The organism is Eubacterium ventriosum, from assembly GCF_025150745.1.
Taxonomy (GTDB): Bacteria; Bacillota; Clostridia; order Lachnospirales; family Lachnospiraceae; genus Eubacterium_G; species Eubacterium_G ventriosum.
Genome location: NZ_CP102282.1, coordinates 947,176 through 971,906 on the forward strand (window position 1 = coordinate 947,176; position 24,731 = coordinate 971,906).

A 24,731-nucleotide genomic window follows, 5' to 3' on the forward strand; every position below is an offset into this window, starting at 1 on the left:
TACGGGCAGGGAAAATTTTTAAACAATAAATGAATGATATTCATTCATCAAGGAGGATTACATGAATACGAAATTAGATTTTATAAACGGAAATACTAAAAAATGTTTGCTGGCAATGACACTTCCTATGATTGTAGCTATGTTTTTAAATATGGCTTATAACTTGGTTGACAGTCTTTGGATTGGGAATTTACTAGGCGAAACAGCGTATGCTGCATTAACTAATTCTACACCTATTGTATTACTTTTGACTTCTGTTGCGATGGGAGCAACAAATGGGATTTCTATTTTGCTCTCACAGGCAATAGGAGCTAGAAATGAACAAAAGAAAATGAAATTGATTTCTACGTCCTTTTGTATTGCAATAATTTTTTCTCTGTTTATTACTTTAATTTTAGAGTTGTTTTTGCCTGTTATATTAGCGGCATTAAATACGCCAGCGGAAATAATGAACATGGCAAGAGATTATTTATCAATTTATATTTTAGGTTACTTAGCTGTATATCTTTACTTATATTTTACAGCGGTTCTTCGCAGCTTTGGAAATACAATGTTTCAAGTGATTGCTATGCTTATATCAACAATTTTAAATATCATTTTAGACCCTATTTTTATTCTTAAAATAGGTTTTCGTGGAGCTGCGATTGCGACATTACTCTCACAATCAATGTGTTTAATTTTTATGATTATTTATATTAAGAAACGAAATGTTTTTAAAATTTCATTTGCGGATTTTGATAAAAAAGAAATTATTCCGCTAATAAAAAGTGCTGTGCCATCTGTAATTCAGCAAAGTATTCCAGCAGTTAGTACCACTTTTTTGACTTCGCTTGTCAGCACTTATAGTATTTCTGCCATTGCAGCATATGGCGTTACAGGAAAATTAGAAACAATATTATTTTATCCTGCAATGGCATTTAATATGGTTCTAACTTCCATTGTTGGACAATGTATTGGTGCAAAAAGAGTTGATAGAGCAAAAGACTATTTAAAATTATCCTTGAAATACGGTATTACAGTTTTATTTATACTTTCAACTCTGATTATTATTTTTTCAAAACAGTTAGCAGGCTTATTTGTTTCAAGCAATCCTGTAGCACAAATTGTAAAAGAATATTTTATGATTATTAGTATTGGATATGTGTTGAATACCATAACAAATTGTTATTTAGGTTGCTTGAATGGAATGGGAAAACCTACAAAGAGTATGCTTTTAATGATTTTCTATTATTTAGTTGTTCGCATACCTTTAGCTTATGTTTTCTCATATATAGGACTTGGTTTAAATGGCATTTGGATTGCAATTTTAATTAGTCATATAATTGCTTGCATTACAGCTATTTCAACTGGTACACACTTATTTAAAGAGAATATAAGAATGGAGGGTTAATTTCCCTCCACTCCCTTAGACTTAATGATTCCGTCTGCAACGCTTTCCATGATAACTAAATCCTTATCAGACAAGTTATCAAGCTGTCTTTCCAACTGTATTCTTCTGGTGCTTTTCGCCAGATCAGAAGCAGGTAGGAAAAAAGCGTCTGCTGATACATTTAACAAATGAACAAGGTCATAAAACACCTGTAAACTTGGGTGCTGCCCCTTATTCTCAATATTCGTCAAATAACGTGGGTCAATCTCAATCATTGCTCCTACCTGTTCACGGGTAAGACCTTGTTTTTTACGAGCTTCTTTGATGGCAAGACCAAAGGCTCTGAAATCATACTTATCTTCTTTTTTACGCATATTTAATCACCTCACTACATTTTACTGTTCCTGTTGATTTTCTAACAGGTATAGAAAAACGTATAGTATGGTTTGTCAGTTCCTATTATGCGTATAAAGGTGAAAATGTACTGCCTAGCGGCAAATAAAAAAAACCGCTATCAACAGTACCGTTTTTGCATGTCACAAAATATCTTTTTCCAGATGGCGGTTGAAAAGCCGCCTTTTTCTTTTCCCATCAATAGGAAAACAGCATAATGGTTTTGGTTTAGCGGCTCTGGGAGGTAGCCGCATTGAAAGACCTGTATAATCGACAATCTTCGATATATCCGTTATTGTCAAAAAAAACCTAGCTTTTACAGCGGCAGAATATACCCTTGAATGTGGTTTTTTACATTACACAACAGGAACAATTTTTAAAGCACAAGAACAGCATTTCTTTCATGCACTTGTGCTTTTTTGCTACTCAAAAAAATTTTTAAAATTTTATCTGGTTTGGGTTACAAATCTTCCCTCCGTGTTGAGTGTTAGTGCGGAAAGAGGTAAAAAGCCTTTTCGCTTTGGCAACTTCAACTTGAAAGGAGGTGAGATTATGAAACCTTCTTCATTTGAGAACGCTATAAGACTTCAATTTGACTGTCTGGTTCGTAAGGTGATTGGCAGAACCGTCAAGAACTATAACAAAGAACTTGCCAGACGTTCAAAGCATGAAATATCTTTCTGTGAAATGCCAGAGCTGGAATTATGCCAGTTAGGTGTAACGGACGAATACTCGATTGAATTTACTTCTTTTGATGTGTTCGGTACAGAAGTTCGTGTCTATGATGAGAAATTATGTGAAGCAATCAAAAAATTAAGTGAAAGACGACGCAATGTTATATTGATGTTCTACTTTTTGGAACTGCCTGACGCAGAAATTGCAGAGATTCTGAATATTTCCAGAAACTCTGTTTATAGAAACAGAATGTGTTCACTAAAACTCATTAGAGATATGTACGAGGAGGAATTATAACATGATGAAGTCTACAAAAAAGTGTCCTCTATTCTCCACAATCAGTTTAGCTGCTGATGGCGACAGTGTGGCAATAGAGAAAATACTAAATCACTATGACGCTTACATATCAAAAGCTAGTTTACGTCCATTCTATGATGAACACGGAAATATGTATATTGTGGTCGATATGGAGCTAAAAGGCAGAATTAGAGCTGCCCTTATCAAAGCAATTCTAGGTTTTGAAGTCAGAGTGAAATAAACAAAAATATATGGAGTGCAATACTACCTCATTCCAGCTCCGTTTAGAAATGTGTTCTTTGAAAACTGAATAAAGTAATCAGATACGTTTGATATACGGTAAGCCGACGGACTGGAACGCCATGACCCATGAAAGGAGGGATATAAGAGCGAGCGACCACGCCAGTGATCCGTAAGCGACTGTTGGAAAAGTTGCTGCCATGACCCGTATATCAGAATAATGATACACTCGCATGGTGCGATTCACCCATAAGAATGGGAATGGTGAAATTCCAGTGGAGCTTGCCAAAGCCATCTGATTACTTTCTATTTATAGACAAATTCTTTCATAACGTACAAGCATTTTTGCATACTTTGTAAATATATTGTAGTGAGGTGGTTCAATGGCAAATGATATAAAGGTAGTTTGCAAGAATGTTTTTAAAAATTGTGATAAAGCGGCGTTTACAAAAGCATTTACTCTAAAATGGATAGAGTTGATAAATCAATATGAAAAAAATAAAGGAAAGGCAACTCCTGCCAGATGATAGACAAACTATCCTACAAGATGTTATAATAACATTATGTAGAGATAGTTTGTTTCGTCTTCTCTAAAAGGAGAACGAAGCATGATAGAATCGAAATCAAGAGTTGCTATCTATTGCCGCTTATCAGAGGAAGATAGAAACAAACAATCAGAAACAGACGACAGTAACAGTATTCAAAATCAAAAGTCAATGTTACTTCAATACTCATTAGAACATGGTTGGGAAGTCTACAATATATACAGTGATGATGATTACACTGGTTCTGACAGACGACGACCAGAATTTAACAGGTTGTTGGAGGACGCAAAGAATCGTAAATTTGATATTGTCCTTTGCAAGACACAATCCAGATTTACCAGAGAACTGGAATTAGTGGAAAAATATATCCACGGTCTTTTCCCTCTTTGGGGTATTCGTTTCATCAGTATTGTTGATAATGCGGATACTGCCAATAAGGGGAATAAGAAATCTCGACAGATTAACGGTCTGGTAAATGAGTGGTACTTGGAGGATATGTCAGAGAATATTAAAAGTGTTCTCACTGACAGAAGAAAGAACGGACACCATATCGGTGCTTTCGCCCTGTATGGGTACAAAAAAGACCCAGATGTAAAAGGTCATTTGATTATTGATGAAGAAGCTGCGGAAGTTGTCAGAGAAGTTTTTACACTGTTTTCACAAGGGTATGGAAAGACCGCCATTGCCCGTATGCTGAATGACAGAGGAATCCCGAATCCTACGGAATACAAACGACTTCATGGATTACGTTACAAACAACCGAAAACGAAAAATAACACTTTATGGAAATATTTTAATATTTCTGATATGTTAGTAAATGAAATGTATATTGGAAATATGGTACAGGGTAAATATGGCAGCATATCTTATAAAACAAAGCAAAATAAACCCAGACCAAAAGACCAATGGTACAGAGTTGAGGGTACACATGAGCCGATTATCGAACGTGAATTATGGGATAGAGTTCAAGCTATGGTCGCTCAAAAAGCAAAACCTTTTATAGTAGGAACAATCGGTTTGTTTGCAAGAAAGGCTCGTTGCATGAATTGCGGTTATACAATGCGTTCATCAAAAAATCGTGGCAAGCACTATTTACAATGTTCTTGTCGTCATATATCAAAAGACGCTTGTATAGGCTCTTTCATTTCTGTAGATAAACTAGAAAAAGCTGTGATTGATGAACTTAATAGGTTATCCGCAGAATATCTTGATAAAGATGAGCTTGAACAAAATGTGCAATTCAACAATGACTTGCGAGGTCAAAAGGAAGCTCTGGAAAAGGGGATTGCCGCTTATCAAAAGAAGATTGCGGAATACACAAAAGGAATCCGTGAGTTATATTTAGATAAGGTAAAGGGTATTCTTTCAGAACTCGATTATTTGGATTTATCCAAAGACTTCTCAACACAAAAAGAAAGGCTCGAAAAACTGGTAATTGATACGCAGAAACAGCTTGACGTTATCGAAAGGAAAATGCTGATTGGCGACAACAGACGACAGTTAATCGAGCAATATACAAATCTTGAACACTTAGACAGGGAAACAGTTGAAAAACTGATTGATTATGTATTGGTCGGTAAGAAAGACCCTGTAACTAAGGAAGTACCTATTGAAATACATTGGAATTTCTAAGGTTCTCATATCTGGCAGCTAGTATGCCAGATTATCGGGAACTATCTTTTAAAACCTCAATGTTGTTTTTACATAATCGTACCATCCGCAGCCATATCTTCTATAAGGTCTGCAATAGGATCACCACAAGATTGGAAGGTAGTAGCTGAGAAAGGAACACCTCCGGCAGACTGTGGCCATACGCCCAAAGTGTGGTCGACATAGTATTTCTCAAAGCCTGCAAGGTCAATATCATCACAAGGAAGGTCTTTTACAAGCTGGGAAACAATGGAGCCGACCATTTCGAGATGCCCAAGTTCTTCCACCGCAATATCATTGATTAAACCTGCAACTTTAGGGTTTTTCATTGCAAATTTCTGTGACATATAACGCATTGCGGCCGCTGATTCTCCGTCAGGACCCCCATACTGACTCAAAACTATTTGAGCAATTTTTGGACTTTTGATTTTAATATTTACAGGATACTGTAATCTTTTTTCATAATTATACATTAGCAGTTACCTCCTTCCCAAGGCATTGGACCTTTATTCCAGTCCCAGTAGTCCTTATTTGCTACATCATATGCCGAAAGAGGTCCAAAATTGTTAGTGTACATTTCCCACGCCTCTTCCCGCATTTCCTTCGCCTTGCGATAGTATTCAAGGGCCTCCATGCAATTGGGATGAGTATCAAGGAACAGCTTTACGTCATCCATTGCAAAACTTGCTTTAGTAATAATATCCATAAGTTTTTCTTTACTCATATCACACTTCATCGCCCACATCCCCTTCCAACATAAGGTTTATAAAGTTCCTTGAATATGGTTCCACAGCCTATAGCCTGGTCAATGTCATAAACATCCTGCCATTTTTGCCAAGGGACAAAACACATACCGGGAGCCATATGGTCGACATGTTCTGTTCCACGGTCACAACCCTCATTGTTCCGTTTCATATTGCAACCACAACCCTGATTATCATAAGTCATATTGCAACCACATCTATGGTTATCATTTCCGATACTGTGATTCATAGTATTGCGTTCCATACCACGATTTGGGTTATCCATTTTTCGTTCTCTCACATTGTTGTTCATTTCACATCCACATTCCTGTCCCGACATAGGTCTGCCACATGGCATCATTCTGTTACAATTACCACGATTATATCTTCCGTTTCTTGGCGTATTCATATTGTTATGATTAAAACAATTTGCGTTTTGATTGCAATTGTTACAGTCCATAAAAATCTCCATTTTCTTTTTGTTCTACAGTATTATTCTATGCATAAAATAATTTGGTGTTAAATAAAAATAAAAAAATAAAATAAATGCAATATTTTTTGAAAACCTTTCGTTTAATATGTAAAGACACAAGGAAAGCTAGCAAAATAAAGTGACTTTGAAACAACAGTAAGGAAGACTATGAAAAATCAGTATTAAATCAAGAAGGATACACAAACAAGGAGGTAGGAGCTATGAGGAAAACATCAAAATTTTTATTTGCAACAGCTATGGCAGTAACTGTTTTGGCATTGGCTAATCCATCACCAACAGTAATGGCTAAATCAAAAGGGAAAAAGGCAAAGGTAGTATACACGCTTAAAAAAGGCACACTTACAATCTCAGGAAAAGGTGAAATGCCTAAGAAAATGACTTTCAAAAATAATAAGAAAGTTAAAAAAGTAGTTATTAAAAACGGTGTAACGTCAGTTTCAGACAAAGCATTTTATAAGTGTAAAAACTTGTCAAAAGTAACAATTGGCAAATCGGTTAAGAAAATAGGAATTGATAGTTTTAATGGAACAAAAATTAAGAAAGTAACAATTCCTAAGAAAGTAAAAGAAATCGGTCAGGATGCTTTTGAAAATTGTAAGCAGTTAGAAAATATCACATTACCAGGAAAGTATACATTAAAAAAGAAAAAAGGTGATGACGCTTATGCAACAATTATGGGCGGTTCAATGGCTGACACAGTAACTTTTTCAACAAGTATTGATTTAAAGACAGTTACATATGTTAATTCTAATGTTTTTGATGTTAGTGCAAATGACAAGAATTATACATCAAAGTCAGGAATGATTTACACAAAGGACGGAAAAACTCTTGTAAGAGTATCAGCAGGAACAAAGGAACTTTCAATAGATGAAGGTTGTGAAACATTTGCATTACAGTCAATTCTCTATGCAAGATATTTTGATGGAGATGATTATGTAGTTTGTAACAAACTTGAAAAGATAAGAATACCGGCATCAGTCAAGAAGATTGACTTATATGCATATGAAGCGGGAGATTCTCTTGACAGATTTGATGAAGTAAAAGATGTAGTGATTTCAGCTACAGATTTAGATGGGGAAAGTATTGTAAATCTTTGCAACCGTACAAATATTTCTACATGGGCAAATGTTGCAAAGCAGGTACCAGACGTAAAGGTTGAGGATGGAATGTATATTTCAAAGGAAGGAGTAATGCTTGGTTACGAAGGTAAAGACGAGAAAGTTGTAATACCTGAAGGTGTTAATACTATTGCTTCAAATGTATTAAAAGTAAAAAATATTGATGGAAAAAAAGTAGCAAAAGAAATTGTAATGCCTGACACAGTTACTACAATAGAGGATGATGCTTTCTATGAGGCAAAGGGTGTTGAACAGGTTACATGGTCAAAGAGCCTAAAAACTGTAGGAGATAGCGCTTTTGCAGGTTGCAGTTTAATAACATTGGATATGCCAACAACAGTGACAAAGTGGGGCGAAAATGTATTTGCGGATAATCAGTTGGAAAAGATTACAATTTCAAGTGCAATAAAAGAAATTCCACAGAATATGTTTACAAGATGTGGTTTCTTAAAAGAAGTTGTTATACCTGACAATATTGAAAAAATTGGATGCTCAGCTTTTGCAAATTGTGGCAGATTAGAAAAAATAACAATAGGAAAGAATGTAAAAGTCATTGAAGCGGCTGCATTTAATAATACGGATTTAAAGGAACTTGTAATACCGGCAAATGTAGAAAAAGTTGAAACAGATGCTTTCAGTGAGATTTGGTACCTTGGAAATGTTACAATAGAAGGCAAAACAGTTATTGAAAATGGTGCATTTGGCAGCTCATCATATCCAACTTTAGACTATAGAGCAGGTGCACAGTATAATAAAACTAGTATAAAATTAAGAAGCGTTAAAAAGTCCAAAAATAAATACCTTACAACTAAGACAAAATGGGTTAAAGTCAAAGGTGTTAGCGGTTACGAAGTAAAAGTTGCAACAGACAAAAAGTTCAAGAAGAACACAAAAACTGTAAAAGTAACCGAAACAAAAACAGATGTAACTGTTAAAATTAAAGTTAAAGATGTTAAAAAAATCAAAAAAGTTTATGTTAAAGTAACTCCATACACATTTGTTAATGGTACAAAAGTATATGGAATTGCACAGACAGATTTAATGGAGATTAACTAAGACTTTAATGGCTTAACAGCAACAAAACCCAGAAAAACTTAATATTATGGTAATAACCCGGGAAATCAGAAAGGTAACAAACAAGATTTCCCGGGTATTATATTTTGTATAGAAGAAATATAACTGTTGGTTTTTGTCAGAAACTGGGGTATACTAGATTTCGTGGAATAAAGTTTTGGAGGTAATTATGAGAAATTGTTTAGTTGCACAGTCTGGTGGACCGACTGTGGCTATTAACTCAAGCTTGGCGGGAGTAATTCAGGGAGCAATCGACAGCAAAAAGTTTGACAAGGTTTACGGCTCTCTTAATGGTGTACAGGGACTTTTAAATGGATGCCTTATGGATTTGACTGAAAAAGTTGAACAGGTGCCTATGTTTATTGAATTGTTAAAAAAGTCACCTTCTATGTATTTAGGTTCATGTAGATATCAGTTGCCTGATTATACAGAAGACGATGCACCATATGCATATATTTTTAATAAGTTTGAAACATATGAAATAGATGCATTTTTCTATATTGGCGGAAATGATTCTATGGACACGGTAGACAAGCTTAACACATATGCAAAAGCTGTTGGAAAGGATGTTAAGATAGTTGGTATTCCTAAGACTATTGATAATGATTTGTGTATTACAGACCATACACCGGGCTATGGTTCAGCAGCAAAATATGTGGCATCTACTTTACTGGAAATAGGTCACGACACATCAATTTATCCAATTAACAGCGTAACTATTGTAGAAATTATGGGACGTGATGCAGGGTGGCTTACAGGGGCTTCAGTCCTTGCAAGAAATAAATATAATCATGCACCTCATCTTATTTATTTGCCGGAAGTTGCTTTCGATGAGGCTCAGTTTATTGAAGATGTAAGAGAGGCAATTAAGAAATACAATAACGTTGTAATTGCTGTTTCAGAGGGAATCAAAAATGCAGAAGGAAAGTACATTAGTGCCACATCTGCAGTGGAAGATACTTTTGGACACAGCCAGTTAAGCGGAACAGGAAAGTGCTTAGAATATATTATTAAGCAGAATCTTCAGGTAAAGGTTCGTTCTGTTGAAATTAATATTTTGCAAAGATGTGCTGCACATATGTCTTCTATTACAGATATTGGCGAAGCATTCAGACTTGGGCGTCATGCAGTTGAAACTGCACTTGAAGGCAAGTCAGGCGTTATGGTTACAGCAATCAGAAAAGCTAACGAACCATATAGTGTTAAAATGGGAGACACAGATGTTAAAAATGTGGCAGGCCTTGTAAAACATGTTCCAAGAGAATGGATTAACGAAAGAGGAAATGATGTAACACAGGATTTTGTTGATTACGCATATCCGCTTATTCTTGGGGAACCGGTTGTTAAGTATGAGAGAGGAATTCCTGATTATTTGGATGTTTCTCATTTGTATCCTAATAACTAAAGTAGAGAACAAACTTCACAATAATTTTATAAAAGTGCAAAAAACATAGTTATATTAGCGAATATTAGTGTTGCAATACTACCAAAATGGGTTATAATATAAGCAGTTGTTTAAAAATTAACAATGAATGAATTTTACGGAGGTACATTATGTTAGTATCAGCTAAAGAAATGTTAGAAAAAGCTAAAGCAGGCCACTATGCAGTAGGTCAGTTTAATATCAACAACCTTGAATGGACAAAGTCAATTCTTTTAACAGCAGAAGAATTAAAGAGCCCTGTTATTTTAGGTGTATCTGAAGGTGCTGGAAAGTACATGACAGGATACAAGACAGTAGTAGGAATGGTTAACGGAATGATGGAAGAACTTGGAATTACAGTTCCAGTTGCTCTTCACTTAGATCATGGTTCATATGAAGGATGTTTAAAGTGTGTTGAAGCAGGATTTTCATCAATCATGTTCGACGGTTCACATTATCCAATCGAAGAAAACATCGAAAAGACTAAAGAATTAGTTAAAATCGCTAACGAACACGGTATGTCACTTGAAGCAGAAGTTGGTTCAATCGGTGGTGAAGAAGACGGTGTTATCGGTAGGGGTGAATGTGCAGATCCTGATGAATGTAAGGCTATTGCTGATTTAGGAGTAACTATGTTAGCAGCAGGTATTGGTAACATTCATGGTAAATATCCAGCAAACTGGGAAGGATTAAGCTTTGAAACATTAGCAGCAGTTAGTGAAAAAGTTGGTAATATGCCATTAGTTCTTCATGGTGGTACAGGAATTCCTGCAGACCAGATTAAGAAAGCTATCTCACTTGGCGTTTCAAAGATTAACGTTAATACAGAATGTCAGCTTTCATTTGCTGAAGCTACAAGAAAATACATCGAAGCTGGTAAGGACTTAGAAGGAAAGGGATTCGATCCTCGTAAGTTACTTGCACCAGGTGCTGAAGCAATCAAAGCAACAGTAAAAGAAAAAATGGAACTTTTCGGTTCAGTTGGAAAAGCTGAATAATCCATACAAAAATAAAGCAAGAATACATGCCCCGGCAAAAGCCGGGGTTTTTCTTTTGGCAGGAGGAGATTCCTATACATAATGATATAATTGATTATTTTGCTATGTTAGATAATATAATCAAAAATCACTTATATAATTCTTGATTAAAGTTTAAAAAGTATTTATACTTTACTAAGAAAGGTTATGATATGAAAACTAACAAAAAAGAATTAGGAAAAGAACAGAATACAAAAATAGAATCTGAAAAAACAGAAAATAATAAATCAATTGAAACAGATGAAAAAAATTCTACAACAATTGAAGACAAAAAAACAAGCTTGGATGACTTATCACCTAAGTCTAAGAAGTTTGCAAAGATTTATAATGCTGTAAGATTTCTTGTGATTATTGCGGCAGGAGTAGCCTTGATTTATGCGTCTTACAGCCTGACAGAATCTTATTTGAATTACAAGGATGATGAGAAGAAGTATGCAAGTCTTAATGATATGTTTGTACAGGATGCTAAAGGAAATACAGGCTCAGATAGTAGTGCCGGTTTAAATGGAAACAAAGCTTTAAATAATAGCGAGGTTTCAGACAGCAATTCAACTGCCAACAGCACAAATTCCAATACTTCAAACACAGGCTCAAGTACCACAAGTTCAAACAGTTCAAGTTCAGACACCTTAAACTACAGTGCTGATAGCAAGAAGTGGGTTTGGAACTATGATGCCATGCTTAAGTATAATGATGAGGCAAAGGGGTATATTAAGTTAGACGGTACAAGAATACAGTATCCGATTTTTGAACATAGTGATAACAAGTATTATTTAAAGCATGGTGCAGACAAGATTTATAATGGAGCAGGTGCGATTTTTATTGACTATAGAACAGCAGGTCTTGAAGGAGATATGTGTATTTTGTATGGTCACAATATGCTTGACGGTTCTATGTTTAAAGAAATTATGAATTTTAGAGATAAGGATTTCTGCAAGAAACATCCAACTTTTGATATTTATATTGGTCGCAAGCATTACATTTATTATGTTTTCTCTGTTTTTTCGGGAAAAGACGTTGATGAGAAGATTTACCAGTATGGTTTTGAAAATAAAAGCGATTTCCAGAGCTGGATTGACAGAGTTTACAGCAAGAGCACATACAAGTTTGATACAAGAAAGCCAACGACGGATGACAAGATTATTATGTGTTCAACATGTGTGGACGACTATGGAAACAGACAGCTTGTTTGTATGTACAGAGGGGAAGAAGTTGTGGATTAAGGACTTACACTTAATTTTATTAAGAAAAAGGTTTAAAAAATTAGATAAATACTCATATGCTATTGATTTTTGTAAAGAAATGATGTAAGTTATGACACGTACAGAGCAAAAAGCTCAACCGCTAAATGAGATTAAGGACAAGGACGTTCTTCAAAAGTGAAGTTTGGAGAAGTGTCCTTTTTTTATAAGTGACGTTCATTAGTGTATTTACTATCATAAATGCCATTTATAAAACTTTAAGATGAAATTGTTAATTATATTTATTATAGCGGACGAAAAATTTGTTGTATAGGAAAGGAACAGAACTATGGGAGTAAACATTGAAAAAGTTTTTGGGGAAAACGTATTTGACGATGCAGTAATGAAAGTTCGTTTACCAAAGAGCGATTACGAAACAGTTAAGAAACTTATGTACGAAGGCGGTGAAATCACAGAAGATTTAGCAGATGTGGTTGCACAGGCAATGAAGGAATGGGCGTTGGAAAAAGGTGCTACACACTTTACACATGTGTTCCAGCCATATGTAATTTCAGTAGGAGCTGAAAAACATGATTCATTTGCTTCTGTTCCAATAGATGGAAAAATCGAAAACACATTTACAGGAAAAGATTTATTAATGGGTGAACCTGATGCTTCATCTTTCCCTTCAGGTGGTTTAAGAGCTACTTGCGGAGCAAGAGGATATACAGCATGGGATATTACATCACCTGTTTATGTTAAAGAAGATACCCTTTGTATTCCAACGGCGTTTTGCTCATATACAGGGGAATCACTTGATACAAAGACACCATTACTTAAAGCAATGCATGCAGTAAGTAAGCAGGGTGTAAGACTTATGAGATTATTCGGTGATCAGGATACTAAGAGAATTTTCTCTTATGTAGGACCTGAACAGGAATACTTTTTAGTAGACAGAGAAAAATATTTAAAGAGACCTGACCTTATGTATTCAGGACGTACACTTTTCGGAGCAATGCCTCCTAAGGGACAGGAAATGGACGACCATTACTTTGGAGCAATTAAGCCTAGAGTAAAAGCTTTTATGGAAGATATTAACATTCAGTTATGGAAATTAGGTATTACAGCAAAAACAGAACATAACGAGGTTGCACCTGCTCAGCATGAAATTGCACCAATTTTTTCAATTTCAAATGTAGCATTAGACAATAACCTTTTAGTAATGGACGTATTAAAGAAAACAGCTACAAAGCATGGTCTTGTATGTTTATTACATGAAAAACCATTTGATGGAATCAATGGTTCAGGTAAACATAATAACTGGTCACTTACAACTGATGACGGAATTAACTTGTTTAAGCCAGGTAAGAAACCTGAAGAAAATAAATTATTCCAGTTAGTACTTGCCTGCACAATGGCAGCAGTTGACAGACATGCAGTATTATTAAGACTTGCAGCATCAAATACAGGTAACGATCACAGATTAGGAGCTAACGAAGCACCTCCAGCAATTATTTCAATGTATCTTGGTGATCAGGTTGGAGATATTGTAGAGCAGATTCTTAAGAACGGTAAGGCTACTTCAAGTCTTTCATCAGGAACACTTGAATTTGGTATTAAGAAACTTCCTGTACTTGAAAAAGATCCTACAGATAGAAATAGAACATCACCTTTTGCATTCACAGGTAACAGATTTGAATTTAGAATGGTTGCTTCATCTAACTCAATTGGTGATACAAATACAGTGCTTAACGCAATGATGGCAGAAGCATTTAGCGAAGCTTGCGATGCCCTTGAAGGAGCAGCAGATTTCGATAAGGCAGTTGAAGAATATACAGCTAAGTTAATGAAAGAACATGCAAGAATCGTATTTAACGGTAACGGATATTCAGATGAATGGCCAATTGAAGCTGAAAAGAGAGGACTTCCTAACTGCAGATCAATCGTTGATGCAATCCCTGCATTAGTAGACGATACAACAGTTGCAATGTACGAGAAATTCAACATTTTATCAAAGGCTGAATTGGAAGCAAGAAAAGAAATTCTTTTTGAACAGTATGCAGGCGTGCGTAACATTGAAGCATTAACAATGGTTGAAATGTCAAACAGAATCATTATGCCGGCAGTTACAAAATATACAAAGGATCTTGCTGATACAGTTATCGCTGTTAAGGAAGCAGGAGCTGACGCATCAGTTCAGGCTGGATTATTAGGAGAAATCTCAGCTAAGTTAGCTGAAACAAAGGCAGCTACAACAGCACTTGCTGAAATTGTAGAAGAAGCAAAAGCTAAGGATGACAGTAAGGCAATTGCAATATCATACAAGGACGACGTAATGGCAGCTATGGCAGCTTTAAGAAAGCCTGTAGATGAGCTTGAAGTAATTATGCCTAAGGAAGTATGGCCAATGCCTACATACGGTGATTTAGTATATGAAATCGATAAATAAAAGGCAATAACAATAGAATAATTTTGCTAAAGCAATACAAATAAAGTAGGGATACTGTTTTTGAGTAAAGACGGTATTCCTATTTTTTGTGCTATAATGTTAAAAAATCTTATTTCACCTGTGATTGATAAAGGTGAAATAATGAGCTATATCTGTTGCATAAATGCCAATAATTGTATAAAATAATATCTATGCGATTAAAAAGAAAAGGTGAATAAATGAAAACAATATTAGATATTATTTTATTATTAGTAGGATTTGTGCTTCTTATAAAAGGAGCAGACTATTTTGTAGACGGAAGTTGTGCAGTGGCGAAGAGACTTAGAGTACCATCAATAGTAATCGGACTTACAATTGTGGCAGTTGGAACTTCCCTGCCGGAACTTGCAGTAAGTACATTTGCAGCAGTTAAACATTCTAATGCCATAGCACTTGGAAACGTGGTAGGTTCTAACATATTTAATCTTTTGATGGTAATTGGTATTACTGCATTATTTAAAGATATGTTAGTAAAAAAATCCATACTAAAAAGAGAAATGCCACTTTTGCTTATAATATCAGTACTGTTAATATTTTTGGCAGGAGATATTTTATGGTTTGGAGGAATAATTAAGAAAAACAACATTTTCCTATTTGAAAATGGATCAACAATGGTAGGAAATGTTAACAGAATTGATGGTATATTATTGCTTGTACTTTTCGTAGGATTTATAGCCTGGACTGTAAGTTATGCTTTAAAAGAAAGAACAGAAGAAGATGGTACCGATGAAGTTATAATGCTTTCAAAAAGAAAAAGTGCAATTTTCATAGTTGGTGGTGCAATTGCCATAGCGGTAGGAGGACAGGTTGTTGTAGACAGCGCAAAGAGTCTGGCTCTTGCAGCAGGAATGTCTGAAACATTGGTAGGACTTACAATTGTAGCAATGGGAACATCACTTCCTGAACTTGTAACATCAGCAGTTGCAGCTTCCAAGGGAGAGGCAGACCTTGCAATAGGAAATGTTGTAGGTTCAAACATTTCAAACATTCTTTTAGTACTTGGATTATCAGCAGCAATTTCATCAGTTGGAGTTACGGCAATGAACTTCGTGGACATAATAGTTTCATTGGCTGCTACAATTATCGTGTTTATTGTTGCATCAACACAGAGAACAATTAAGAAGAAAGAAGGAATCTTTCTTGTAATAATTTATGCATTCTATATGGCATACATTATTTGCAGACAGATTTATGGATAAAAATGAAAAAAGAGCTTCACGTTTCGTGAAACTCTTTCCGTGCAAAAAGGATGCAACGCACGCATCCTTTCCGCAAATATATTCTAATAATAAAAAAGGGAGGGAATCGGATTAAATCCGATTCAAAAAAATTATGAAAAAACATAAACAAATGATTAATTTCTTTTGTTTATGTTTGTATTATAATTTTTAAACGTGAAAAAAGAGTGTTTTACGTGTAAAAGAAATATGAACAAAATGTAAAAGTTAAAGGAGATATTAAAATGGCAGAAAAAAATCCAATAGTAACAATTGAAATGAACAACGGAGATGTTATGAAAGCTGAACTTTATCCTGAAGTTGCGCCTAACACAGTTAACAACTTTATCAGCCTTGTAAACAGAGGATACTATGATGGAATTATTTTCCACAGAGTAATCAGAGGCTTTATGATTCAGGGTGGAGATCCTGAAGGAACAGGTATTGGCGGACCGGGATACTCAATTAAGGGCGAATTTACACAGAACGGCTTCAAGAACGACTTAAAGCATGAACCGGGCGTACTTTCAATGGCACGTACAATGATGCCAAATTCAGCCGGATCACAGTTTTTCATAATGCACCAGACATCACCTCACCTTGATGGTCAGTATGCTGCATTTGGCAAGGTAATCGAAGGAATAGAGGTAGTAAACAAAATTGCAGACGTGGCAACAGACAGAATGGACAAACCATTAGAACCACAGGTAATGAAAAAAGTAACAGTAGAAACATTTGGAGTAGACTATCCGGAACCTGAAAAATGCTAAAAAACATAATTATTGAAAAATAATTATAGAAAAGGCAAAAATCAGAACAAAATTAAAATAAGGAAGTAAAAAACATGGCAAAGATAACAAAAGACATGATAATCAAAGATATCATAAACATAAACATGGGCTGTATTCCAATCCTCTTAAATGAAGGAATGCACTGCGTAGGATGCCCTGCATCACAGGGAGAAACATTGGAAGAAGCATGTATTGTACACGGACTGGATGCAGATGTACTTGCAAAGAAATTAAATGATTTCGTAGTAAGCGTAGACGGCGAATAATAGAAACATATCTAAAGAACATCGAAGGGAGCATACAAGTTGTGCTCTCTTTTTATTTGATTTATATTGTGTCGGCAGAGAAAAAACACCTTCAAACACGTTGATTTTATCATTTTACGCGTTACTGCAAGCGGTGCATGAATTAGTGAAAAAAAGAGCCGCACAAATGCGACTCTCCTGATATCTTTAGTATATGTAGGAATTATAAAGCTACGTCACCAATAATTCCGTCGATTACGTAATAAGCTTTCATGTCTTCAGGCTTAATGTAGATAGAAACTGACTTCATATCCTTCTTACCATTCTTTGCTGTGTAATCAGCCTTTACAGCCTTTTCGATTGCAGCAGTATCAAATTCCATACCTGAGAACTGAACATAAATGTTGTTTTCAACTTTAGCAGCCTTAGCAGGTGCCTTTTTAGCAGTTGTAGCTGCTTTCTTAGTAGTTGTAGCTTTCTTGGCAGCCGGTTTCTTTTCAGCAACTTTTGTAGCAGCCTTAGCAGGTGCCTTATCTTCTTTCTTAGCTACAGTCTTAACTTCTACAGCCTTTTCAACTTTTTTAGGTTCAGCTTTTTTTACTTCAGCTTCTTTCTTAGCTTCAACCTTAGCTTCTTTCTTAGGTTCAGCTTTAGTCATTGCTGCTACTACAGGAATCTCTACTGTATTGTCTTTCTTAGCAGCAACAGGTGTTGTTTTTTTCTTTGTGTTTGCCATAACAAAATTCCTCCTTAACAAACTTTCGGGAAAACTAATTTCCATATCTTCCATATTTAATACAGATCCCGAATTTACAATTAACTTATATATTTGTTAATTATAATGGTAGGTCGATACTAAGTCCGTAATGTCAAGTTAAGAAATTTATCAACCAAAATAATAAATGCATACCTCACAATAATACAACTTTTGTGAAAAATATGCAATCTTTGGGAAAAAGTTTATGAAAATATTACAAGATGTATTAACTAATATATGCTTTTAATAAGGAATTGGTTAATAAAAATTTAATTAAAAAAGTTAAATGTTAAAATCTAACAATAAAAGAAAAAATCAGCTGAAAAAAATTAAGCATTTTAGGTATAAAATATATGACAAAAAATTGACATAGACTGTAATATTTGTTACAATTTTTAAAGACGATGACGAAATTTGACAGGAAAATTCGAAAAATCAGAGAAGGAACCATTAATGGATAGCAATAGATTAGAGAGAAAAAAGAGAATAGAGAGAAACAGAAAGAGAAGATTATACAGAAATGTTAATAATCTTATGTACGCCGGTATTTTTGTTATGGCAGCAATTATTACAATAGCTGCAGCAGTTAGCAGAAATAATAAGATTGAATATGTAGATACAGCTCAGATGGCATCAACAGAGTCAATCAGAGTTAACAATAGCAATACAGACAAGGTTGCAGCTAAGGCTGAGGAAACAACCAAGAAATCAAAGAAGAAGGTAGTTACAACAGAAGAGGCAGTTGAGAGTACAACAGCCGAAGCTGAGACAACAACAGAGCCTGAAACCACTACAACAAGGGAAAATAACCTTGAATTAGGCGGAAGAATTAAGATTACGGCAGATACGTTGTATGTAAGAGAGGAAGCTTCAGCAGACAGTTCAGTGCTTGGAATGGCATCAACAGGCGATGAGTTCTACGTTCTTGGAAAAGAAGGGGACTGGGTTTTAGTCAACTATCAGGGTAATGATGGTTATATCAAAGCAGAGTTTGCCGAATCAGCAGATTAATATTTATGTAGGATAATAAATCTTGAGTATAATGTATAAAATAAAATATACTTAGGGTTTATTTTTTTGCGTTTAGATGATAAAATTGCATAAAATGAAATGAAAGGAAGATGAGTATGAGCTATATTGCTTGGCTTGTAGTGTTTGTTGTTTTTGCAGCACTTGAGTTGGTATCACTTGGCCTTACCTGTATATGGTTTGCCATTGGAGCTTTAGCCGGATGTGTGGCAGCATTGCTTGGAGCAAACTGGATTGTTCAGGCAGTTGTTTTTCTGGTAGTTACCATGGTGGTATTAATATTTATAAGACCATTTGCCATTAAGTATGTAAACAACAAAGCTGAAAAGACTAATGTTGAATCAATGGCAGGTAAACAGGGAAAAGTTGTTGTGGAAATTGATAACATTAACGCAAAAGGAATGATTAAGGTAGACGGTATGGAGTGGACAGCCAGAAGTGTAGATGGAGAGATTATTCCTAAAGATTCATTAGTTACAGTTGTGTCCGTAGAAGGGGTAAAAGCTATGGTCAGAAAGGCCTAGTATACAAGGAGGTAGAATATGATATTTTTTATTATTTTAATTGTGTTAGCCATTGTATTGGTTTCAACATGCGTAAAGATTGTGCCACAGGCGCATTCATTTGTTATTGAAAGATTAGGTGTTTACAAAGAAACATGGTCAGTGGGACTTCATTTCAAAATTCCATTTTTGGATAGAGTATCAAGAAAAGTTAATTTGAAGGAACAGGTTGCAGACTTTGAACCACAGCCTGTTATTACAAGAGATAATGTTACAATGCAGATAGATACAATTATTTTCTATCAGATTACAGATCCAAAGCTTTATGCTTATGGTGTTGAAAATCCAATTGTGGCTATTAAGTCTTTAACGGCTACAACACTTAGAAATATTGTAGGTGATCTTGAACTTGATGAAACTCTTACTTCAAGAGAGACAATCAATGCTAAGATGCGTACAGAATTAGACGTTGCAACGGATCCTTGGGGAATTAAGGTTAACAGAGTTGAGCTTAAGAACATTATTCCACCAAGAGATATTCAGGAAGCAATGGAGAAACAGATGAGAGCTGAACGTGAAAAGCGTGAACAGATTCTTAGAGCTGAAGGTGAGAAAAAATCAGCAGTTCTTATTGCAGAAGGTAAGAAAGAAGCAGCTATTCTTAATGCTGAAGCTGACAATCAGGCAGCAGTTCTTAAGGCCGACGCAGAAAAGAAGAAGAGAATCCTTGAAGCTGAAGGTGAGGCACAGGCTATTCTTAGTGTCCAGAAAGCTACAGCAGACGGTATCAAAGCCATTAAGGAAGCAGGAGCTGATGAGGCAGTTCTTACACTTAAGAGTCTTGAAGCTTTTGCAGCAGCAGCAGACGGTCAGGCTACAAAGATTATTATTCCATCTGAAATTCAGGGAATTGCCGGTTCAGTAAAGGCTTTGGCTGAAGTTATTAAGGATTAAGAATTAATTTAATTTTTACTGATAAGGAAGAAATATGTTTAACGAGAAAATGGTATTGTGTGGTGCTAACGCATACGACAAAAAATATTATTTAAATGAGCAGTTTTCCAACCTGCCAGAACAGATTAAACAGGAATTGCAGATTATGTGTGTTCTTTTTACGGAGGAAGTTGGAGGAATACTTGTTCTAGAATATGATGAGGAAGGCAATCTTCAGATTATAACAGAAGCTGATGAAGGGGATTTGTTATATGATGATATTGGCTGTGGACTAAAGATAAGACAGATGCAAATGGAAAAAAGAGATTTACTGGAATCTTTAGAAATGTACTATAAAGTTTTTGTATTGGGAGAAGAAATATAATGTTACTTACTGTTGATGTTGGAAATACTAATATAACACTTGGACTATTTAAGGAGGATAAGGTATTTGCCACATTTAGAATGAATACCCAGATGGTGAAAACATCTGATGAATATGGTTCAACAATAGCCGAATTAATAGCGAGAAAGAATATTAATATTAACGAGATTGAGAATGTTATTATTTCATCGGTAGTTCCTAAAGTTATGTATTCCTTAAATAATGGTATTATTAAGTATTTTGGAATAAAGCCTATAATTGTAGGCCCGGGGACAAAGACAGGAATAAGAGTTAAAAGAACTGATCCGAGGGAACTTGGTTCAGACCGTCTTGTGGATGTTGTGGCAGCATATGAATTATATGGCGGACCTTGTATTGTAATAGATTTTGGCACAGCTACAACTTATGATTTGGTTGGAGCTGACGGTACTTTTGAAGCAGGAGTTATTTCGCCGGGAATAAAGATTTGCACAAAGGCTTTGTGGAATGAAACAGCTAAGCTCCCTGAAATTGAAATCAAAAAGCCTGAAAGCATTTTAGCTAAGGATACAATTTCATGCATGCAGGCAGGTATTGTTTATGGATACATCGGTCAGACAGAATATATTATTGAAAAGATGAAAGAGGAAAGCGGTCTTACAGATGTTAAGGTTGTTGCCACAGGTGGCCTTGGAAGAATAATATGGCAGAATACAGACAAAATAGACATATATGACAAGGAATTAACTCTTCAGGGAATGAGAATTATTTACGAGAAGAACAAGAATAATAAATAAGCTTGGAGATTAATTATGAAAATAGGCAATGTTGAAATTGAAAATAGTTTGGCATTGGGACCAATGGCAGGTGTAACGGACCTGCCATTTCGTCTGCTTTGCAAAGAGCAGGGATGTGGCATGCTTTACACGGAAATGGTAAGTGCCAAAGCTATTTTGTATAAAAATAAAAATACAAACATATTATTAAATATTGATAAGGCTGAGCATCCAATAGCTGTTCAGCTTTTTGGCTCTGATCCTGACATTATGGCGGAAATCGGTGCAAAGGTTGCAGAAGGTCCTTGTGATTTTATTGATATTAATATGGGGTGCCCGGTGCCTAAGATTGTTAACAATCATGAAGGTTCTTATTTGCTTACGCAGCCTAAACTTGTGGAACAGATTCTTACAAAAATGGTTAAGGCAATAAAGAAGCCTGTTACAATAAAGGTTAGAAAGGGCTTTAAAGACGGTGAAATTCAGGCACCTGAGATTGCAAGAATTGCGGAAAGCTGTGGCGTATCAGCAATTGCCGTTCACGGAAGAACAAGGGAGCAGTATTACAGCGGAAAAGCAGACTGGGACGTGATTAAAGAGGTAAAAGAGGCTGTGAAAATTCCTGTAATTGGTAACGGTGATATTTTTTCTGCAAAAGATGCAAAGGCAATGAAGGAATATACCGGATGTGACGGGTTAATGGTTGGAAGAGCCGCAAGAGGAAATCCATGGATTTTTAAACAGATAAAAGAGTATCTTGAAAATGGAATTATTGTGGATGAACCGTCTTCAACAGAAGTACGCGATATGGTTTTGAAACACGCAAGAATGCTTATTGATTACAAAGGTGAATATACAGCAGTTAGGGAAATGCGAAAACACATAGCCTGGTATACACAGGGCTTGCCACATTCTGCAGAGCTTAGACGCAGATGCAATGAGATTGTGGACTGGCAGTCCCTAGAGGAGCTAATTAAATCAAAATTATAAGGTTTTATAGGCTTTTTGTACACTTTTTCGGGGCTTTAACATTGACAATAAATGGTGGTTGGGCTATTATAAAGTGTAAAACTATGAACGAACATGTAGATGGAGGAAGTAAACATGGCAGATGCAAAGAAGAATATATTGACATATGCAGGTCTTCAGGAATTAGAAGCAGAATTAGAAGATTTAAAGGTAAATAAACGTAAAGAAGTAGCACAGAAGATTAAGGAAGCCAGAGAGCAGGGGGACTTATCAGAAAACGCTGAATACGATGCAGCTAAAGATGAACAGAGAGACATTGAAGCAAGAATCGAAGATATTGAAAAGATTCTTAAAAATGTTGAAGTTGTAGCTGAATCTGATATTGATGATACAAAGATTAACGTTGGATGTCATATCATCATTCATGATTTCGAATATGATGAAGACCTTGAGTTCAGCATAGTTGGTTCAACACAGACAAACAGCTTAAGTGGAAAGATTTCTAACGAATCACCATTAGGTCATGCACTTATTGGACACGAAGTTGGAGATATTGTAGAGGTTGAAATGGGCGATACAGTATCAAAATATAAAGTTCTTGATATTAAGAAAAAGAAATAAATTATATTATACAGTGTCAAAAGGTCTTAGCCCACCTGTGCTTGCACAAAGGTGGGAAAATGACCTTGAGACACGCTCCGATATGAGCATAAAAGGGAAGCGTAAGCTTCACGATATGCGAATAATCGGGGAGGATTGCGGGAGTGCGAAGTGCGGAGCAATCCGTATAATAGAAATATAGATAATAGATTTATAATTGGTTTAACCAGTTGAATATATACTACTTTAAGGAGTTTAAGAAAATGGCACAGCAGAATAAGAATGAACAGCAGGTTGACGTTAATCAGCTTTTAAAGGTGCGTCGTGAGAAGCTTGCTGATTTACAGGAAAGAGGAAAGGATCCTTTCCAGATCACAAAGTATGATGTAACAAACCATACTACAGAGATTAAGGATAACTTTGAAAAGTTTGAATGTGAACATGATGAAGAAGGAAAGCTTGTTAAAGATCCTGCAAAGCTTGTTTCAATTGCAGGTCGTATTATGCTTAAGCGTGTAATGGGTAAAGCTTCATTCTGCAATGTTCAGGATAAAACAGGAAATATTCAGGTTTATGTTGCAAGAAATGAATTAGGTGATGAACCTTTTGAAGAATACAAGGATTTCAAGAAGATGGATATCGGTGATATCGTTGGTGTTAAGGGATATCCTTTTGTAACAAAGACAGGTGAAAAGAGTATTCACGCTACAGAAGTTACTCTTCTTTCAAAGAGTCTTCAGATTCTTCCTGAAAAGCATCATGGCCTTACAAATACAGACCTTAGATACCGTCAGAGATATCTTGACCTTATTATGAATCCTGAAGTTAAGGAAACATTTATTAAGAGATCAAAGATTATCAGTGAAATCAGAAAATACTTAGACGGACAGGGATTTATGGAAGTTGAGACACCTATGCTTGTACACAATGCAGGCGGTGCAGCAGCACGTCCATTTGAAACACATTTTAATGCTTTAGATGAAGATGTTAAGCTTCGTATTTCATTGGAACTTTATCTTAAGAGACTTATCGTTGGTGGTCTTGAAAGAGTTTATGAAATTGGACGAGTATTCCGTAACGAAGGTGTTGATACAAGACACAACCCTGAATTTACACTTATGGAATTATATCAGGCATACACAGACTACCACGGCATGATGGATTTAACAGAAAATCTTTACAGACATCTTGCTGAAAAAGTTTGTGGAAGTGCTAAGATTGAATATAATGGCATTGAAATGGATTTAAGCAAGCCTTTTGAAAGACTTACAATGGTTGATGCAGTTAAGAAGTATGCCGGTGTTGACTGGAATGAAGTTGAAACAGTTGAACAGGCTAGAGAACTTGCAAAAGAACATCATGTTGAATTTGAAGAACACCACAAGAAGGGTGATATCTTAAACTTGTTCTTTGAAGAATTTGTTGAAGAACATTTAGTACAGCCTACATTTATTATGGATCATCCAATTGAAATTTCTCCTTTAACAAAGAAGAAACCTGAAAACCCTGAATATGTAGAAAGATTTGAATTTTTCATGAATGGTTGGGAAATGGCTAACGCTTATTCAGAGCTTAACGATCCAATTGACCAGAGAGAAAGATTTAAGGCTCAGGAAGAATTATTAGCACTTGGTGATGAAGAGGCTAATACAACTGACGAAGACTTTATGAACGCACTTGAAATTGGTATGCCACCTACAGGCGGTATCGGATTTGGTATTGATAGAATGTGTATGTTACTTACAAACGCAGCAGCTATCAGAGATGTTTTATTATTCCCGACAATGAAGCAGTTGGATAAATAATTTATTTTTAAAAACT

The 24,731-nt window shown here is 35.5% G+C and carries 26 protein-coding genes; 21 read left to right on the plus strand and 5 right to left on the minus strand.

What is annotated here, in order from left to right; all coding sequences use genetic code 11:
* Positions 1–61 precede the first annotated feature (61 nt).
* Positions 62–1,390 (plus strand): MATE family efflux transporter, encoded by a 1,329-nt coding sequence (locus tag NQ558_RS04330; protein WP_005363205.1) that lies wholly within the window; start codon positions 62–64, stop codon positions 1,388–1,390.
* Here the strand turns inward: NQ558_RS04330 and NQ558_RS04335 are convergent.
* The gene (locus tag NQ558_RS04335) at positions 1,387–1,743 is read right to left on the minus strand and encodes a helix-turn-helix domain-containing protein (RefSeq protein ID WP_005363197.1); all 357 of its coding nucleotides are present in this window, start codon (positions 1,741–1,743) and stop codon (positions 1,387–1,389) included. The genes NQ558_RS04330 and NQ558_RS04335 overlap by 4 nt on opposite strands.
* A 571-nt stretch (positions 1,744–2,314) precedes the next feature.
* Between NQ558_RS04335 and NQ558_RS04340 the strand changes: the two genes are divergently transcribed.
* From NQ558_RS04340 to NQ558_RS04355, 4 genes are all read left to right on the plus strand, one after another.
* A complete protein-coding gene (locus NQ558_RS04340) occupies positions 2,315–2,734 on the plus strand; it encodes an RNA polymerase sigma factor (protein ID WP_005363196.1) in 420 nt (139 codons plus the stop codon).
* Position 2,735: 1 nt separating this feature from the next.
* Positions 2,736–2,975, plus strand: a complete 240-nt coding sequence (locus tag NQ558_RS04345) for a helix-turn-helix domain-containing protein (protein ID WP_005363195.1) — start codon at positions 2,736–2,738, stop codon at positions 2,973–2,975.
* A gap of 382 nt (positions 2,976–3,357) precedes the next feature.
* Positions 3,358–3,501, plus strand: a complete 144-nt coding sequence (locus tag NQ558_RS04350) for a hypothetical protein (protein WP_005363193.1) — start codon at positions 3,358–3,360, stop codon at positions 3,499–3,501.
* Positions 3,502–3,582: 81 nt separating this feature from the next.
* Positions 3,583–5,151, plus strand: coding sequence for a recombinase family protein (locus NQ558_RS04355; RefSeq protein ID WP_005363192.1), 1,569 nt, complete (start codon positions 3,583–3,585; stop codon positions 5,149–5,151).
* 68 nt (positions 5,152–5,219) lie between these two features.
* Here NQ558_RS04355 and NQ558_RS04360 read toward each other — a convergent pair whose 3' ends face one another.
* The 3 genes from NQ558_RS04360 to NQ558_RS04370 are packed head-to-tail and all read right to left on the minus strand — an operon-like array spanning position 5,220 to position 6,372.
* Positions 5,220–5,642: a manganese catalase family protein gene (locus NQ558_RS04360; protein WP_005363191.1), complete on the minus strand. Its 423-nt coding sequence runs from the start codon at positions 5,640–5,642 to the stop codon at positions 5,220–5,222.
* A complete protein-coding gene (locus NQ558_RS04365; protein ID WP_005363190.1) occupies positions 5,642–5,905 on the minus strand; it encodes a spore coat protein CotJB in 264 nt (87 codons plus the stop codon). The genes NQ558_RS04360 and NQ558_RS04365 overlap by 1 nt, the downstream gene beginning before the upstream one ends.
* On the minus strand, positions 5,902–6,372 hold the full coding sequence (locus NQ558_RS04370) for a spore coat associated protein CotJA (RefSeq protein WP_050750985.1): 471 nt from the start codon (positions 6,370–6,372) through the stop codon (positions 5,902–5,904). Before NQ558_RS04370 ends, NQ558_RS04365 begins: the two co-directional genes overlap by 4 nt.
* Positions 6,373–6,605: 233 nt before the next feature.
* On the opposite strand from NQ558_RS04370, the gene NQ558_RS04375 reads away from it, so the two are divergent.
* The 8 genes from NQ558_RS04375 to NQ558_RS04410 all read left to right on the plus strand — a co-directional run bounded on the left by NQ558_RS04375 (position 6,606) and on the right by NQ558_RS04410 (position 17,000).
* Positions 6,606–8,579 carry a leucine-rich repeat domain-containing protein gene (locus tag NQ558_RS04375; protein ID WP_005363183.1) on the plus strand — a complete coding sequence of 658 codons (1,974 nt, stop codon included), beginning with the start codon at positions 6,606–6,608 and terminating at the stop codon, positions 8,577–8,579.
* Between the two features lie 187 nt (positions 8,580–8,766).
* Entirely contained in the window at positions 8,767–10,002 is a 1,236-nt protein-coding gene (locus NQ558_RS04380; RefSeq protein ID WP_005363181.1) for a 6-phosphofructokinase, read from the plus strand.
* Positions 10,003–10,151: 149 nt separating this feature from the next.
* Complete coding sequence (gene fba / locus NQ558_RS04385) at positions 10,152–11,018, plus strand: class II fructose-1,6-bisphosphate aldolase (protein WP_005363179.1); 867 nt, start codon at positions 10,152–10,154, stop codon at positions 11,016–11,018.
* Positions 11,019–11,209: 191 nt separating this feature from the next.
* Positions 11,210–12,280, plus strand: a complete 1,071-nt coding sequence (locus tag NQ558_RS04390; RefSeq protein WP_005363177.1) for a class B sortase — start codon at positions 11,210–11,212, stop codon at positions 12,278–12,280.
* A 307-nt stretch (positions 12,281–12,587) separates the two neighbouring features.
* Positions 12,588–14,687 (plus strand): glutamine synthetase III family protein, encoded by a 2,100-nt coding sequence (locus tag NQ558_RS04395; protein ID WP_005363168.1) that lies wholly within the window; start codon positions 12,588–12,590, stop codon positions 14,685–14,687.
* Between the two features lie 218 nt (positions 14,688–14,905).
* Positions 14,906–15,925, plus strand: a complete 1,020-nt coding sequence (locus NQ558_RS04400) for a calcium/sodium antiporter (protein WP_005363167.1) — start codon at positions 14,906–14,908, stop codon at positions 15,923–15,925.
* A gap of 263 nt (positions 15,926–16,188) precedes the next feature.
* Positions 16,189–16,713, plus strand: a complete 525-nt coding sequence (locus NQ558_RS04405; protein ID WP_005363166.1) for a peptidylprolyl isomerase — start codon at positions 16,189–16,191, stop codon at positions 16,711–16,713.
* A gap of 74 nt (positions 16,714–16,787) precedes the next feature.
* Complete coding sequence (locus NQ558_RS04410) at positions 16,788–17,000, plus strand: DUF1858 domain-containing protein (RefSeq protein ID WP_005363164.1); 213 nt, start codon at positions 16,788–16,790, stop codon at positions 16,998–17,000.
* A gap of 202 nt (positions 17,001–17,202) precedes the next feature.
* Here NQ558_RS04410 and NQ558_RS04415 read toward each other — a convergent pair whose 3' ends face one another.
* Positions 17,203–17,715, minus strand: a complete 513-nt coding sequence (locus NQ558_RS04415) for a DUF6465 family protein (RefSeq protein ID WP_050750984.1) — start codon at positions 17,713–17,715, stop codon at positions 17,203–17,205.
* 474 nt (positions 17,716–18,189) lie between these two features.
* Between NQ558_RS04415 and NQ558_RS04420 the strand changes: the two genes are divergently transcribed.
* From NQ558_RS04420 to lysS, 8 genes are all read left to right on the plus strand, one after another.
* On the plus strand, positions 18,190–18,747 hold the full coding sequence (locus tag NQ558_RS04420; RefSeq protein WP_005363160.1) for an SH3 domain-containing protein: 558 nt from the start codon (positions 18,190–18,192) through the stop codon (positions 18,745–18,747).
* A gap of 116 nt (positions 18,748–18,863) precedes the next feature.
* Positions 18,864–19,289, plus strand: coding sequence for an NfeD family protein (locus NQ558_RS04425; RefSeq protein WP_040447178.1), 426 nt, complete (start codon positions 18,864–18,866; stop codon positions 19,287–19,289).
* A gap of 18 nt (positions 19,290–19,307) precedes the next feature.
* A complete protein-coding gene (locus tag NQ558_RS04430) occupies positions 19,308–20,222 on the plus strand; it encodes an SPFH domain-containing protein (protein WP_005363156.1) in 915 nt (304 codons plus the stop codon).
* 34 nt (positions 20,223–20,256) lie between these two features.
* Complete coding sequence (locus NQ558_RS04435) at positions 20,257–20,586, plus strand: DUF6145 family protein (protein WP_005363155.1); 330 nt, start codon at positions 20,257–20,259, stop codon at positions 20,584–20,586.
* Positions 20,586–21,362 (plus strand): type III pantothenate kinase, encoded by a 777-nt coding sequence (locus NQ558_RS04440; protein WP_005363153.1) that lies wholly within the window; start codon positions 20,586–20,588, stop codon positions 21,360–21,362. Before NQ558_RS04435 ends, NQ558_RS04440 begins: the two co-directional genes overlap by 1 nt.
* A gap of 15 nt (positions 21,363–21,377) precedes the next feature.
* Entirely contained in the window at positions 21,378–22,331 is a 954-nt protein-coding gene (gene dusB / locus NQ558_RS04445) for a tRNA dihydrouridine synthase DusB (RefSeq protein ID WP_005363151.1), read from the plus strand.
* A 114-nt stretch (positions 22,332–22,445) separates the two neighbouring features.
* A complete protein-coding gene (gene greA / locus NQ558_RS04450; protein ID WP_040447176.1) occupies positions 22,446–22,931 on the plus strand; it encodes a transcription elongation factor GreA in 486 nt (161 codons plus the stop codon).
* A 242-nt stretch (positions 22,932–23,173) separates the two neighbouring features.
* Positions 23,174–24,715, plus strand: coding sequence for a lysine--tRNA ligase (lysS, locus tag NQ558_RS04460; protein ID WP_005363147.1), 1,542 nt, complete (start codon positions 23,174–23,176; stop codon positions 24,713–24,715).
* Positions 24,716–24,731: the final 16 nt, after the last annotated feature.